Source organism: Methanobacterium veterum, from assembly GCF_000745485.1.
GTDB classification, from domain to species: domain Archaea; phylum Methanobacteriota; class Methanobacteria; order Methanobacteriales; family Methanobacteriaceae; genus Methanobacterium_D; species Methanobacterium_D veterum.
This window is the reverse complement of the sequence record NZ_KN050694.1, coordinates 398820-413439: the sequence shown is the minus strand read 5'-3', so window position 1 is coordinate 413439 and position 14620 is coordinate 398820. Positions and strand designations below refer to the sequence as shown.

Genomic DNA, 14620 nt, shown 5'->3' with positions numbered 1-14620 from the left:
AATTTTATTTGATTAGACACGATTTTAAAATAATATTAATGGAGAATTTTTATGGAAATAATAAAAGGGGGAATATGTGCTGTAGATGGTGTTCTAGCTTCAGGTTCTCGTAAAGGAAAATATGGAGTATCTGTAATAGTTAGTAAAGAAAATACAGCATCTGCAGTTTTTACCTCAAATAAAGTAGTGGCAGCACCAGTTATTGTTACGAAAGATGTACTTAAAGACGGGAAATTATCCGCAATCGTTGCAAACAGTGGGAATGCCAACTGTTTCACAGGTGAAGAAGGTATTTCGAGTGCAAAAGAAATGACAAAAAGGGTTGCAGATAAATTAAATATTGATTTAAATGATGTTGCTGCCGCATCCACAGGCATAATTGGAAGGAAACTGCCTTTAGACATTATAAATGCACTTATAGATGAGTCGCTGAATACCCTTGAAAATTCTCCTGAAGCTTCATTTGCAGCAGCAGAAGCTATAATGACGACTGACACATTTTCAAAGGAATTTGCTGTTCAAACTACCCTTAAAGATGGAAGTAATGTTAAAATTGGGGGTATAACTAAGGGTTCTGGGATGATAGCACCAAATATGGGTACAATGCTATGTTTCATTACCACTGATGTTAAAGCATCAGCTGAAGAACTAAATGACGCGCTTAAAAAAGCAGTGGATAAATCATTCAACATGGTCGTTGTAGACGGTGATGAAAGTACCAATGATACTGTTATACTGATGTCAAATGGAAGTTCAGGGAAAATGGACGAAAATTTCCAGGAAGCGCTTGAGTATGTATGTATTGAACTTGCGAAGATGATGGCAAAGGACGGCGAAGGGGAAACTAAATACATGGAAGTTCATGTAAATGGCGCTGCATCTTCTGGTGATGCAAAATCTGCATCAAAAGCTATCGTTGGATCATCACTTGTAAAAACGGCATTATTCGGAGCTGACCCCAACTGGGGCAGAGTAGTTGCAGCTGTAGGTTATTCAGGGGCTGAAATGGATGAAAACCTTGTAGATATAACATTTAAGTCAGATAATGAAACTGTCAAAATTGTGGAAAAAGGCTCTATTCTAGCTTTTGACGGAACAGATGAACTTAAAACTGCAGAAAAAATAATGCAGAATGATGAAATTGAAATAATTGTTGATCTTAATTTAGGAAAACATTCTGCAGCCGCATACGGGTGCGATTTATCATGTGACTATGTGAAAATTAATTCAGAGTACAGTACATGAATGTAATATTTTTTTAAGCCACTTGAAAATCCTCAAAATTCGAAGAGTTTTGAGCATGCAAAAATCAAGGATTTTTGCTGTTACAAACCTAAAAAAACTCTGTTTGGTCTTAAATCATGAATTTTGAAGACTTCTGATTTTGCGCTCACTGCGAAAAATCGGAGATTTTTTGGAAGCAAAAAACACACTTTACAGTTGACATGTGGCTTACATGAAATTAATTCATACAATACTTAAATTAGACTATCTCTTTGATGGATTTAGAATAATCCGTATATATCAAATTATATTTTGCACCAATTTGATTTCTATCAAATATTTTAAAAGGTAGAATGAGTTATTAAATATTAAATTTTATACTATAATTGATTTAAAAATATTCGAATTCAAGAAAATTTAACTATCACATAACTGAAACTTGGGATAAAATGGAAACCGTTAACATTTTAATAGAGGCACTGCCTTACATAAAAAAATTTCACAAAAAGAAGATTCTTATAAAATATGGCGGACATGCTATGGTGGATGAAAAAGCTATGGACTCCACTGCAAGAGATACAGTGCTCTTAAAGTATGTGGGCATGAATCCAATTGTTGTGCATGGAGGAGGGCCTGAAATATCAAGGGCTATGGATAAAATTGGAAAAGAGCCAAAATTTATTGAAGGACTTCGAATAACCGATAGGGAAACTATGGACATAGTTAAAATGGTCCTTGTAGGTAAGATAAACACTGAAATTGTGTCAAGAATAGGCTGGCACGGTGGAAATGGAGTGGGGATCTCTGGAAAAGACAGCAAACTTATAGAAGCTGTCAGGAAAGCCCCTCATGAAATAGTAAATAGTGTAACTGGTGAAAAACAGATGGTAGATTTAGGGCTTGTAGGTGAAATCAAGTCTATAAACCCGGAAATAGTAAATGTACTCACTAAAAATGATTATATCCCAATAATTTCACCTATTGGTGTTGCTGATAATGGAGAAACTTTGAATTTAAATGCAGATACTGTTGCAGGAGATATGGCTTCTGAAATGGATGCAGAAAAGTTGATTATACTGACAGATGTTCCTGGAATACTTGCAGATCCAAAGGACCCTGAGTCACTTATTCGAAAAATCAAAATCGACGAAATTGAAGAGTTAATCAAGGATGGAACCATAACTGAAGGAATGCTGCCTAAAACAATGACCTGTATTAAAGCTATTGAAGACGGTGTTTCATCTGCCCATATCATTGACGGCAGAGTTAAACATTCTGTCTTGCTTGAAATATTTACTAAAAAAGGAATTGGGACTATGATTAAATCGTAAGTTCCATTATTTACTTATTTTGATATATAAAATAAAATTAGATTTTATTAATTATTGAAAGCCTATTTTTAAGTAATTTAAAAAAAATAGAGAAGGTAAATGCACTTACCTATTAAAATGGTAACGACGCATATTTACCTTTTATTACTGCTCTACTCCAGTTTTTAATAACACCAAATGAATTTCTGGAACTGGTAGCATCTGCTTTGTACCACTTACCGTTTACGTATACTCCAGCCCAAACGTGACCGTACCATTTACCGCTTCTAAATTTAGCTTTACCATGGATGTATCTAGCTGGAATTCCTGCTGCTCTTTCAAGAGCTATTAACAGGTGTGCAGTATCTACACAATTTCCGCTTCTGGCATTTAAGGTACCTACTGCTCCTTTTCGTGTATTGTAGTAGAATTTGTAACCTATTTTGTTTCGTACCCAGTTGAATATTGCTACTGCTTTGGCTTTCTGTGTCTTTTTTCCTCTGGTTATCTGTTTTGACAGTGATTTAATTCTTGCATTGTTTACCTGACAGTTTTTAGTAGCTTTAACGTATTTTTTCAAAGATGCAGGTATTTTCACTGTAGATACACCTGTAGTTCCAGATGTAGTTCCAGATGTACTCCACTTTTTCACTGATACGTGGCCTGGTAGTCTTTTGTGTGTTTTGTAGAAAGCAGGTATCTTGGAAAATGTGTAAATTAATGACTTATAATTCATTTTACCAAGATTGCTTGTGGTTTGTTTAGGTGCAACACCATTTTTATTTATAAATGTATCAACTCTTTTAGCAAGCCCTAAATAGCTAGATTTATTAATTTTTCCGCTTTTAAAGCTTTCTGTTGTTTTTGATGGAGTTTTTACATTCTTAAGTTTTATTGGTGTGGTTTTACCATTATTTAATTGTATTATGTCTGCAGTGAGTAATTTTAAAAAAGCAGGCATTTTAACTTGAGAGGTACCAATGGTTACATACTTTGGAAGTCTGTGTTTATTTTCAATGTACTTGTTGACTCTTGCTGATGCACTGTTGATTTGGCTTACAGTGAAATTTTTTGAAGTTACTGCTGATTTTACTGCGGCTTTACTTGAAGACTTTTTGATATTTTTTGTTTCTCCTGCTGCAGCCTGGAGTTCTGTGTTTTTGGTTGAATTCGCTGTAACATCTTGTTTTAATGCATTTGCTGTCTTAGTTGATTTTTTTGATGTACTGTTTGCTGTACTTTGATGTATAATATCACTGGTTTTTGTTAAGTTTTTACTGTGTATCAATTGTTTCTTGTGTACTTTGTGCTTTGATGTGTTCTTATTTGGTGTTTCAATTTGTTTATCTGGGACTGTTTTTTTAATATATTTTACAGTCTTATCGGATTTATTTTGTTGTATATCCGATTTAGTTGTACCTTTTATGTTAATTATATCATAATTAACTTTTTCAGGCACGATATGGGAATTATTAAGTTTAGTTTCTGTATGTCCCACATTTGCTGCGCTTACGCCAGCAATACCAGTTAGTAACATAGCTGTCACTAACATAACTGCGAATAACAGCTTACTAGTAATTATACCGCCTCCGATTCCCAACATAAGAATACACTTAAAATGTATTCTTCTGGGTGGCACTACTTAAGTATCGTATCATATAAATCTTTCGAAAAAAAAGTGTAAACAAAGCGTTCTAAAAAAGTTAATTTTGATTTAAAGCGATTTAAATGCTTTTTTTAAAAACCATAAAATACAATGAACATGTACTTAAATCCTATGGAAGTTAAAATACACTGAAAGTGAAATAATAAGATTTAAAAACTTAGGAAAAAGTTAAGATAATATTAACATGTTTTGATCAAAAAAATAAATATTATAGATATAACAGTACAAAAATTGTTTAATCATACAAAAGTTTTCTTTTTAAAGAAAAATGATTTAGGAGTATGTGAAGAATATAAAATTTTGCTAGGAATATTTTTATTTTAAATATTTATAATTTAAAGAAATATTCAATAAATAAAGATTTGAGCTTTACTATGTTTAATATATTTAAATTTTACTTTAAATTTAATATAAATTATTATTTTAAATCAATGCTCTTCGATTATAATTATTCTTTCGATATTTACCAGATAACCCTTACTTTAGATTCAAAGACTTTGGTTTCTAACAGTTTACAAAACGTTCTGTACTGTTTTCAAGAAAGTATATTTCTTTCAACTCCCAATACAAAATTATTTAGTAGTTTTTTTTAAATCGTAATTTATAATATAAACATTAAACTAAAATCATTTAGGTGAAAATAATATGATTGATGTAGGCATCATAGGAGCAAGTGGATATACAGGAGGAGAACTCCTGAGATTTTTAAAATATCATGATAATGTAAATGTAGTTGCTGCAACATCCAGACAATATGCAGGAATTAATGTATCAAAAGTACATCCTCATTTAAGGGGAGAAAATATTAAATTTAAAGATATCCCTGCAGAAAAAGTAGATGCGGATCTTGTTTTTACTGCTACTCCTCACGGGGCATCTATGGATATAGTTCCAGAGTTAATAGAAAGAGGCATTAAAGTTGTGGATTTAAGTGGAGATTACCGTTTTGATGATATAGCTGTTTATGAGAAATGGTATGGTATTGAACATTCTGCTCCACTTGACGCTGTTTATGGGCTTCCAGAAGTGTACAGGAATGAAATAAAGAAATCCAAACTTGTTGCAAATCCTGGATGTTTCCCAACAGGCGGTATTTTAGCATCACTACCTCTTGCAAAAGAAAAACTTATAGATGCAGTTATACTTGACTCTAAATCGGGGGTAAGTGGAGCTGGAATTAAACCTACAGAAGCCACTCATTATCCAAATATCAGTGATAATATTGTTCCTTATGCAGTTACAACCCACAGACACATGCCTGAAATTCAACAGGAAGTATCTAAATTTGGGGATGTTAATGTTTCATTTACACCACACCTTGTTCCAGTAATAAGGGGTATTTTAACAACTGCACATGCATTTTTAAAGGAAGATGTAACATCTGAGTATGTAAAAGAACTTTATGACTCATTTTATGAATCGGAACCATTTGTAAGGATTGTTGATATGGATGAGATTCCAAGATTAAGTGCAGTTAGAGGATCTAATTATTGTGATATTGGTTGTTTCCAGATAGATCCAAATGGGCGGATTATTATAGTATCGGCTATTGATAATTTAGTTAAAGGTGCATCTGGACAGGCAATTCAAAATATGAATATAATGTTTGGATTTGATGAGAAAAAGTCACTGGATGTTACAGGATTACATCCATAAATTTTTTAAGTCAAGATAATAAATTAAATAACTTAAGTTTTAGTTATTATAGCATTATATTGTCAGGATTGATTATTATTATGCTTCAAATTGGTAACAACTCGTTGATTAATTTAATTATGTAACTAATAGCATTTATTAAGTTGAAAAATATTGAGTGAACTAATAATGCGAAAATAATATTAAGTTAACTATGTAAAATAATATTGATATAAGAGAGTGTCCTGAATGAAAACTATTATTTTATATTATTCCAGAACTAAAAAGACAGCAAGGGCTGCTAATACTCTTGCAAAAGAGATTTCAGCAGATATTGTTGAAATTGAAGATTTAAAAAAGAGGTCGGGGCCTCTAAATTATATAAATGCATCAGTAGATGCTATGAGAGAAAATAAAACAAATATTAAGCCACAGACTGTTGATTTAAATGAATATGGTCTGGTATATATTGGAACGCCAGTATGGGCAGGAAAGCCTGCTCCTGCTATAATTACCCTTATTGATAAGTGTGATTTTCAAGGTAAAGACGTAATTTTATTTGCTACTCTTGGAGGGTCAGGAGGTAGAAACACCATTTTGAGGATGAAAGAGAAAATTGAAGTTAGAGGCGGAAGAATGATAACGTCCTTCTTAATTAAAACTGCCGGTAAAAAAACATATGAAATAGAAGATGAAATGAAAAAAACGGTTGAAGAGATGGATTTAAAAATTTATGGAGCATAATGGGGAGGTTTAATGAAAATAGAAACATTGATGGAATCATATAAACCATTAATAGCAGTTCCCATAATCATTACAATAATTGCATTGGCTATTTTAGCGACAAATGGTTTAAACGAAAGTGTAGATTTAAAAGGTGGTACTATCACCACTTTGCAGCTTCAAAAGTCCATAAGTCAGGATGAATTGAAAAGCATGATAGAGAATGGACTGAATACGAGTGATGTGACTGTAAACTCGTTTAGCAACAATCAAGCTACTGTAACAATTGGAACAGAAGCAGATGCAAACACGTTTACAAATCTTATGAATGGAACGGCTACTATATTAAGTTATAGGTCTGTTGGGGCAGTACTTAGCTCAGCAGCTCTAACGCAGATAATATACACGCTCATATTTGCATTTCTTTTCATGTCTGTAACTGTATTTATAGTGTTCAGGAATTTTGTACCTTCTATGGCAGTTATTCTTGCTGCACTATCCGATATTATTATAGCAGCTGGTGGAATGTCCCTGTTTGGAATACCACTTTCACTTGCATCGGTAGGTGCATTACTCCTGCTTATTGGGTACAGTGTGGACACAGATATTTTGCTTACCGCACGTGTACTGAAGCGTAGGGAAGGAACAATTACAGAAAGAGCTATAAATGCTATGAAAACAGGATTTACAATGGCTGCAGCAGCTATAGGTTCAATGGTAGCATTATATGTCATAGTTTTATTCTTCATACCATCTGCAGCGACTCTGCAGAATATTGCAGAGGTTTTGATGATAGGACTTGCTGCTGATGTTATAGCAACATGGCTTATGAACCTTGGAATCCTTAGATGGTACATGGAGAGTGGCCGCAGATGAGTGACGTAATTGACTTTTTAAAGGATTACCGTGTAATTATACTGGTCGTTCTTTTAATAGGAAGCCTGGTATCAATTTCATTATATGGGGTATCTGAAGGGCTGGATTTAAAAGGTGGTTCACTTGTTCAAATACACCTTGAAAAACCTGTTGATACAACTACAATGGGTACAGTTACGACTGTTCTGGATAAGCGTCTTAACGTTTTTGGAGTGTCAGACATTAAAGTTAGGGCCAGTGGAGATCAGGATGTCATCGTTGAAATTGCAGGTGTTCAACCAGATCAGGTTGCAAAGATCATTGGAACACCCGGTAAATTTGAAGCCAAAATTAACAACCAGACAGTAATTACAGGTGCAGACATAATAAGTGTCAAAACGTACAGTGTTACAGGAAACAACTGGGAAGTACCCTTTACCTTATCTGTAGATGGGGCTAAAAAATTTGCTGTAGCAGCACAGGGTAAAGCAGGGCAGCCTGTAGATTTCTACCTTGATAATCAATTAATCAGTTCACCAGAAATAGGCGCAGACGTTGCTAATGGAGTACCAACAACAGATGTACAAATAACTGGTAGTAACAACACAAGAGATGCTGCAATTAATGAAGCAAAAGGTATTCAAGCAGTTTTACAGTCTGGTTCATTGCCTGTATCAGTTAGTATTGCTGGAATACAGGGAATATCTGCAGAATTAGGAGACCAGTTTAAAAATGGGGCTTTAATGGCAGGTGTACTGGCATTAATTGTAGTTGCCATTATAATCTTCATAAGGTATAAGCGGCCTATACTGGTACTGCCTATTGTCTTCACCAGTATTGCAGAACTTATCATCATTTTAGGTGCTGCTTCAATTATACACTGGGAGATAGATTTGGCGGCTATTGCAGGTATTATTGCGGCGATAGGTACGGGAGTAGACGACCAGATCATTATAACTGACGAAGTCCTTAAAAGGGGTAAAGTTTCAAAAAGAAGAAGAACTGGACTTAATATTAAAATTAAAGGTGCTTTCTTCATCATATATGCTTCAGCAGCCACTTTAATTGCTGCAATGATTCCACTGCTTTATGTAGGGTTATCAAGAGGTATGACTGGAATTGGACTCCTTTCAAGTTTTGCATTTACCACAATCCTTGGTGTTTTAATTGGAATTTTTGTAACAAGGCCTGTGTATGCGAAATTCATAGAAAAATTTGTTGTAACAGAGTAAAATATTCTTTCCACTCGAAAATCCCTCAAATTGAGGGATTTTCGGTGCCCCAAACACTTTGTGTTTGAGGGTTTTTATTTTTGAATTTAATTGAATTACTAGTTTATTTTAACTTAATTTAATGGAATAAAGTTATAATTTAAATAAAACATATTTAAGGCTTTTAAGACTTTCAAAATATCTAAAAATATTTTTAGAATTGGTTTTAAATCTTTATTATTACTTCTATTTAAAATAGTACCTGTCAAATAAATGGAAACATTTATAACATATAAAATAATATTTTCATAAGTATTAGTGTGTTAAACTAACTCAAGGAAAGATAAAAAGGAGATATAATTGAAAATTCATGGAAATATACAGTTAAATGGGTAATTTTTTTCTGTTTGCAAAATTATTGAGGAATATACCTCATTTTTGGCAATAATAAATGAATTATTAATTGTCTTCTCAAAATTAAGTATTAAGGAGTGCATGAATGAGCAATATTACAGATTTTTTAAAGGATTACCGTGTAATTGTACTGTTCGTTCTTTTAATAGGAAGCCTAGCATCAATTTCATTATATGGAGTGCCTCAAGGGCTGGATTTGAAGGGCGGTTCTCTAGTTCAAATACACCTGGAACATCCTGTTGACACAAATACTATGAGTACGGTTACGACTGTTCTGGATAAGCGTCTTAACGTTTTTGGAGTGTCAGACATTAAAGTTAGGGCCAGTGGAGATCAGGATGTTATCGTTGAAATTGCAGGTGTTCAACCAGATCAGGTTGCAAAGCTTATTGGAACACCAGGTAAATTTGAAGTAAAAATAGACAATAAAACAGTGTATAGCGGTTCAGATATAACCAGTGTCAAAACATATCAGATTACTGGAACTAATTGGGAAGTACCTTTGACTGTAACTCTTGACGCTGCTAAAAAATTCGCAACGGCAGCAAAGGGTAAAGCTGGGGAAAATGTATCGTTCTACCTTGATAATCAATTTGTTACTTCTGCAGAAATAGGTGAAGATATTGCTAATGGTGTACCATCGACAGATATAGTAGTAAGAGGCGGTAACAGTACAAAAGATGCTGCAATAAACGAAGCAAAGAACCTTCATGCGGTTTTACAGTCTGGTTCATTACCTGTGCAGGTTAATATTGCTGGAATACAGGGAATATCTGCAGATCTGGGAGATCAGTTCAGAACTGGAGCGTTAATGGCAGGTGTACTGGCATTAATTGTAGTTGCTGTTATAGTATTTGTCAGATATAAAAGGCCTATACTGGTACTGCCTATCGTTTTCACCAGTATTGCAGAACTTATCATCATTTTAGGTGTGATATCCATATCACATAGTGTGGAGTTAGATTTGGCGGCTATTGCAGGTATTATTGCGGCGATAGGTACGGGAGTAGACGACCAGATCATTATAACTGACGAAGTCCTTAAGAGAGGTAAAGTTTCAAAAAGAAGAAGGACAGGACTCAATCTCAAAATTAAAGGTGCTTTCTTTATCATATATGCTTCAGCAGCCACTTTAATTGCTGCAATGATCCCGCTATTTTATGTAGGGATAACAAGAGGTTTAACTGGAATTGGGCTTCTTTCTAACTTTGCAATCACTACAATTTTAGGTGTTTTAATTGGAATTTTCGTAACAAGGCCTGTGTATGCGAAGTTTATGGAGAAATTCGTTGTAAAAGAGGAGTAAATATTTTTTTTTATTTTTTTAGCTTAATCTAACTGCAATACAATTAAAGAAAACTATTTTATATTTTATTTGGTATTTAACTATTTATTTTAGTTTGAAAATAAGAAATAATTAATTTAATATGTATTTCCCCTAATTGCAGACCCTATTACACCGCCAATTACAGCAATTATCACATGAACTATGGTAAGCACTAAAACTACAATAACACCAAGAGCTGCAACAAGCAGTCCAATGATCCCTGCAAAGGCCGCACCTAATATAATGATGATTATTGATTCTATTAATCCGCCTAAAAGGCCCATAATAGCACTATTTACAGCTCCGTTAGTTAAATTAATGTTAACCATGTAACCAACAACTATGCCTGCAACAAGTGATGAAATCAGCCCACCAACAACTGGAATAACAAAGCTGAGCAGTGTTCCAAGGACAAGAGACACAAAAAATCCGATAATAATCGCTTTCCAATCTATCATAGTTTCATTTCCACATGTTTTTTCTGTAATTTAAGATAAATATTTTTTTAGTAAAATAATTTAAATTGATTTAGATTGGGTATGGTTATTTTCGATGATTAAAATTTAAGTTAGATGAAGATCAAAAAATGATCAATGACAAATTCAGAAAATGGAGATATTAGGGATTTAAAGGCATTTGAATCATGGGTCAACGAAGGAGACAGACTTTTAATGCAAAAAGAATATGTTGCAGCATTAATATGTTATGATTCCGCATTAGAATTAAATAAAGATGATGTGAAAGTATGGGACAACAGGGGAGTTGCCCTTTCAGGTGCTGGAAGGTATTCTGATGCTATAGAGAGTTTTGAAATATCTCTTGATTTGAAACCTGATGATTTTCAGGCATGGTCTAACATGGGAGTTTCAATGGCAGCCCTTAAAAGATTTGAAGAGGCTATAAACTGTTTTGACAGGGCACTAGATATTAAACCTGAAGATAGCAATACATGGGATAATCGGGGAACTGTCCTTTTTAGCCTTACTAGATATGAAGAAGCACTAGAATCGTTTAATAAATCTTTAAAAGTGAATCCAGATGATGCTAAAGCATGGGCAGGTAAAGGATCTGTTCTTAAATTTATGGGTAATTATGAAGAGGCTATAAAATGTCTGGAAAAATTTATAGAACTTGCATCTGGAGATATTTCTTCACAGATTGAAGAAGCATGGGCCATGATTTTTGACCTTAAACTGCTTTTAAGCCAGAAAAAAGATGAATAATAGTTTATTTATTTTTTTATCTTTTAGGTGAAATGACCTTTAATTAAGTAAAACGGAATTTATTTTATATTTAGCGTAATCATTTTATTTTTTTTGTAATTTTCTAAATTGAATTGTTTCTAGTTAATTAAGATTAATTTAAAAAGTTAGTCTCTTTTATTCAAATATTTATTTTATGGTCTGATATAAACTAGAATTATCATCAATACTTTTTTATATATATGAAAATAAAATATTAAATGATAAAGAGGTGAAATAGTGAATAGCAAGGGAATTGTGATTGCAATTGTAGTTATAATGATAGTAGCCATTGCAGGAATATATATAGCAGCACAAAATGCAGGTTCTAGTGATAATAACTCTAATGTATCCACCAACTCTCCAGAAAATGCATCACAGCAGAATAACACCACAATGGTGAATAATGGAACTAATTCTACAAATTCCACAAATTCTACAAACAGCACTAATAATACCAATACTACTGTATCATCAAAACAGGCACAAAAAATTGCTCAAGTTTATATTTTAGAATCTGGCGCATATCCAGGTACTCCAACGCTTAATACATGGTCAGATGGAAGATTAGTGTGGAATGTGCCAATTATTAATTCGGGTGGTGAAAAAGAAGGAGTTAGTATTTATATAGATGCTCAAACTGGTGCAAGGCTGGGATGAACTGAAAAATATAGAATTTATCATAAATTAGATATGTTAATCAGGTACAGATCTTGAAAATAGTTTTTAAGCATCTTTAAAGATTTAAGACTTCTTTTATTTCTTTCAATTTTTTCAAATTTTCTTCCTTTAATGGTAAAACGATTCTTTTTTTATTATAAATAAAAATAAATCTGGAAGATGGGCCAAATTCAACATTTTCAATTTCATTTAAATTGTACTTATTTACTTTTCCAGTTCGATTATCACCCCAAAAAGTTTTTCTGTATTCTATAATGGCATCTTTAGTAATTTCTAAATCAAAAGAGTCATCTTCTAAAAATGCAACAGTATTTTCAAGATTTTTACCACATACAAGGCAATTTTTAGATCCCTTTAAATTTCCAACTCCACATTCTGGACAGATTAAATCAAATTGATTTTTTACTTTCTCTTCTCTCCTATCTTCCATTTTTATGCCTCCCTTAATGTTTAATTTGATTTAAAGTATAAACATTATGAATTTACTTACCTTTTTATTAATTTAACAGAATATTTTATTATATTTAAATTAAAAATATTAATAATACATTCTTGATTTGAAATTTTAAAAATAATTAGGAGTGATAATAAATGGTTAAGACTGCATTTTTATCAATAGAAAAGTCTACACAGAAAACAAAGGAATGGCTGCATGAAATGCAAGATGATTTAGGGTGGGAAGACGAAAATATGGTGTATATAGCTTTTAGGTCTGTAATTCAAACATTAAGAGATCGATTACCTCTTGAAGAAGCTATAGAACTTGGAGATGAGCTTCCAATGGTTATGAAAGGAATTTATTATGAGGGATACAGTACAAGACACAAACCTGAAAAAATAAAAAATAGGGAAGAATTTTTCCAGAAAGTACAGGAAAAAACACCTAAAAGGCCAATACAAACTGAAGAAGCTACTAGAGCCGTGTTCCACTTATTAGAAAACAGACTTGGTGGTGCTGGAGAAATAAAACAGGTAAGATCTAACCTTCCTAAAGATATCCAGAATCTATGGAGATCTTCAACATCCAAAAAATAATTAAACCTTTTAGTATGTGAAAAATATGAAAATTGGTTTTCATGCATCCCATGAGCAATTTAAACCAAGTGAATTATTAAATCTGGTTAAATTAGCTGAAAAAGCAGGGTTTAACACAGCCATGTGTTCAGATCATTTTCATCCCTGGGGCAAAAATCAAGGAGAATGTGGATTTGCATGGACATGGCTTGGAGCAGCACTAAATACTACATCACTGCCATTTGGAGTGGTAACTTCTCCTGGACAAAGATATCACCCGGCCATAATAGCTCAAGCCGCTGCTACACTTGGTGAAATGTTTCCAGACAGGTTCTGGATAGCAGTTGGAAGCGGACAGCTGTTAAATGAGGGTATCACAGGTGAAAGATGGCCCACAAAAACTGAAAGAAATGAACGTTTAAAAGAGTCTGCAGCTATTATGAAAGCTCTTTGGTCAGGAGGGACTGTAACATATAGAGGATATATAAATATTGAGGATGCCACTCTTTATACACGGCCTAAAAAATCTCCTCTTTTGATAGGAGCAGCAATCTCAGTTGAAACTGCAGAATGGATTGGAGGATGGGCAGATGGGTTAATTACAACTTCAAAGCCTAAAGAAGAACTTCAAAATATTATAAAAGCATTTCATAGGGGCGGTGGAAAGGGAAACCCTATATACCTTAAGGCACAGTTATCTTATGATAAAACGGAAGAAGAAGCATTAAACGGCGCATGGGAACAGTGGAAAACCAATGCATTTAAAAATCGTGTTCAAACAGAATTAAAGATACCTGAACAATTCGATGATGCATCTGAACTTGTTAAACCTGAGGATATACATTCAAAAGTGTATATTTCAGCAGATATTGAAGATCACATAAAAAAGCTGGAAGAGTATAATAAGCTTGGATTTGAGCATATCTATCTTCATAATGTAAATAGAAGCCAAAAAAAATTTATTGAAGATTTTGCCCGGCAAGTGATCCCTGCTTTGCAGATCAGATAGTTGTAACATTAAGCTAATTTACTTTAACGCTCATGTCCTGGAGTTGTGTTAAATAAATTTCCATTCAGATATCTGAAGTAAATTATATGTTTTTAAGATAATTCCTATAAAAAATTTCAAAGTATAATTCATGACATGTCACAGGCATGAGCGTATTTTAACTTTAATTAAATTAAATAGGTCTAGGTATGGAATTTTTTATAAAAACAAAATTTATAAGCAAAAGGGTACTATTTTTATTAGATATAGATAATTAAGAAGGTTCATACCAATTTATTATTAACATCAATTATGCATTGAATAAATGTTA

Annotated in this window: 14 protein-coding genes; 11 read left to right on the top strand and 3 right to left on the bottom strand. The window is 33.1% G+C overall.

The genetic code is table 11. From position 1 onward, the window contains the following. The first annotated feature begins 51 nt into the window (after positions 1 to 51). Together argJ and argB are read left to right on the top strand one after the other, a co-directional pair. Positions 52 to 1245, top strand: coding sequence for a bifunctional ornithine acetyltransferase/N-acetylglutamate synthase (gene argJ / locus EJ01_RS15835; RefSeq protein ID WP_048082676.1), 1194 nt, complete (start codon positions 52 to 54; stop codon positions 1243 to 1245). Between the two features lie 428 nt (positions 1246 to 1673). Beyond that, positions 1674 to 2555 (top strand): acetylglutamate kinase, encoded by an 882-nt coding sequence (gene argB, locus EJ01_RS15830; protein WP_048082675.1) that lies wholly within the window; start codon positions 1674 to 1676, stop codon positions 2553 to 2555. A 112-nt stretch (positions 2556 to 2667) separates the two neighbouring features. On the opposite strand, the gene EJ01_RS17910 is transcribed toward argB, so the two are convergent. Continuing rightward, positions 2668 to 4137, bottom strand: coding sequence for a transglutaminase domain-containing protein (locus tag EJ01_RS17910; RefSeq protein WP_052376286.1), 1470 nt, complete (start codon positions 4135 to 4137; stop codon positions 2668 to 2670). Positions 4138 to 4845: 708 nt separating this feature from the next. Here EJ01_RS17910 and argC point away from each other — a divergent pair. The 5 genes from argC to EJ01_RS15800 all read left to right on the top strand — a co-directional run bounded on the left by argC (position 4846) and on the right by EJ01_RS15800 (position 10344). Continuing rightward, a complete protein-coding gene (gene argC / locus EJ01_RS15820; protein ID WP_048082674.1) occupies positions 4846 to 5856 on the top strand; it encodes an N-acetyl-gamma-glutamyl-phosphate reductase in 1011 nt (336 codons plus the stop codon). Between the two features lie 228 nt (positions 5857 to 6084). Next, entirely contained in the window at positions 6085 to 6579 is a 495-nt protein-coding gene (locus EJ01_RS15815) for a flavodoxin family protein (RefSeq protein ID WP_048082673.1), read from the top strand. Between the two features lie 12 nt (positions 6580 to 6591). Next, a complete protein-coding gene (locus tag EJ01_RS15810; protein ID WP_048082672.1) occupies positions 6592 to 7434 on the top strand; it encodes a protein translocase subunit SecF in 843 nt (280 codons plus the stop codon). Further along, positions 7431 to 8645, top strand: coding sequence for a preprotein translocase subunit SecD (locus EJ01_RS15805; RefSeq protein ID WP_048192902.1), 1215 nt, complete (start codon positions 7431 to 7433; stop codon positions 8643 to 8645). The genes EJ01_RS15810 and EJ01_RS15805 overlap by 4 nt, the downstream gene beginning before the upstream one ends. Before the next feature lie 478 nt (positions 8646 to 9123). Further along, positions 9124 to 10344: a SecDF P1 head subdomain-containing protein gene (locus EJ01_RS15800; RefSeq protein WP_048082670.1), complete on the top strand. Its 1221-nt coding sequence runs from the start codon at positions 9124 to 9126 to the stop codon at positions 10342 to 10344. Between the two features lie 116 nt (positions 10345 to 10460). Here the strand turns inward: EJ01_RS15800 and EJ01_RS15795 are convergent, their stop codons facing one another. Beyond that, a complete protein-coding gene (locus EJ01_RS15795; RefSeq protein ID WP_048082669.1) occupies positions 10461 to 10823 on the bottom strand; it encodes a DUF5518 domain-containing protein in 363 nt (120 codons plus the stop codon). Between the two features lie 135 nt (positions 10824 to 10958). On the opposite strand from EJ01_RS15795, the gene EJ01_RS15790 reads away from it, so the two are divergent. Further along, positions 10959 to 11588: a tetratricopeptide repeat protein gene (locus EJ01_RS15790; RefSeq protein WP_048082668.1), complete on the top strand. Its 630-nt coding sequence runs from the start codon at positions 10959 to 10961 to the stop codon at positions 11586 to 11588. Positions 11589 to 11846: 258 nt separating this feature from the next. Continuing rightward, positions 11847 to 12266, top strand: coding sequence for a PepSY domain-containing protein (locus tag EJ01_RS15785; protein WP_052376285.1), 420 nt, complete (start codon positions 11847 to 11849; stop codon positions 12264 to 12266). A gap of 76 nt (positions 12267 to 12342) precedes the next feature. Here the strand turns inward: EJ01_RS15785 and EJ01_RS15780 are convergent, their stop codons facing one another. Beyond that, positions 12343 to 12717 (bottom strand): hypothetical protein, encoded by a 375-nt coding sequence (locus EJ01_RS15780; protein ID WP_048082667.1) that lies wholly within the window; start codon positions 12715 to 12717, stop codon positions 12343 to 12345. A 161-nt stretch (positions 12718 to 12878) separates the two neighbouring features. Between EJ01_RS15780 and EJ01_RS15775 the strand changes: the two genes are divergently transcribed. Together EJ01_RS15775 and EJ01_RS15770 are read left to right on the top strand one after the other, a co-directional pair. Then, positions 12879 to 13322 (top strand): DUF2267 domain-containing protein, encoded by a 444-nt coding sequence (locus EJ01_RS15775; protein ID WP_048082666.1) that lies wholly within the window; start codon positions 12879 to 12881, stop codon positions 13320 to 13322. Between the two features lie 25 nt (positions 13323 to 13347). Continuing rightward, positions 13348 to 14310 (top strand): TIGR03885 family FMN-dependent LLM class oxidoreductase, encoded by a 963-nt coding sequence (locus tag EJ01_RS15770; protein WP_048082665.1) that lies wholly within the window; start codon positions 13348 to 13350, stop codon positions 14308 to 14310. Positions 14311 to 14620: the final 310 nt, after the last annotated feature.

Bases quoted from the DNA above. Each gene is read 5' to 3' on its own strand.
- argJ (WP_048082676.1), top strand. From the start codon at position 52: ATGGAAATAATAAAAGGGGGAATATGTGCTGTAGATGGTGTTCTAGCT.
- argB (WP_048082675.1), top strand. From the start codon at position 1,674: ATGGAAACCGTTAACATTTTAATAGAGGCACTGCCTTACATAAAAAAA.
- EJ01_RS17910 (WP_052376286.1), bottom strand. From the start codon at position 4,137: ATGTTGGGAATCGGAGGCGGTATAATTACTAGTAAGCTGTTATTCGCA.
- argC (WP_048082674.1), top strand. From the start codon at position 4,846: ATGATTGATGTAGGCATCATAGGAGCAAGTGGATATACAGGAGGAGAA.
- EJ01_RS15815 (WP_048082673.1), top strand. From the start codon at position 6,085: ATGAAAACTATTATTTTATATTATTCCAGAACTAAAAAGACAGCAAGG.
- EJ01_RS15810 (WP_048082672.1), top strand. From the start codon at position 6,592: ATGAAAATAGAAACATTGATGGAATCATATAAACCATTAATAGCAGTT.
- EJ01_RS15805 (WP_048192902.1), top strand. From the start codon at position 7,431: ATGAGTGACGTAATTGACTTTTTAAAGGATTACCGTGTAATTATACTG.
- EJ01_RS15800 (WP_048082670.1), top strand. From the start codon at position 9,124: ATGAGCAATATTACAGATTTTTTAAAGGATTACCGTGTAATTGTACTG.
- EJ01_RS15795 (WP_048082669.1), bottom strand. From the start codon at position 10,823: ATGATAGATTGGAAAGCGATTATTATCGGATTTTTTGTGTCTCTTGTC.
- EJ01_RS15790 (WP_048082668.1), top strand. From the start codon at position 10,959: ATGACAAATTCAGAAAATGGAGATATTAGGGATTTAAAGGCATTTGAA.
- EJ01_RS15780 (WP_048082667.1), bottom strand. From the start codon at position 12,717: ATGGAAGATAGGAGAGAAGAGAAAGTAAAAAATCAATTTGATTTAATC.
- EJ01_RS15775 (WP_048082666.1), top strand. From the start codon at position 12,879: ATGGTTAAGACTGCATTTTTATCAATAGAAAAGTCTACACAGAAAACA.
- EJ01_RS15770 (WP_048082665.1), top strand. From the start codon at position 13,348: ATGAAAATTGGTTTTCATGCATCCCATGAGCAATTTAAACCAAGTGAA.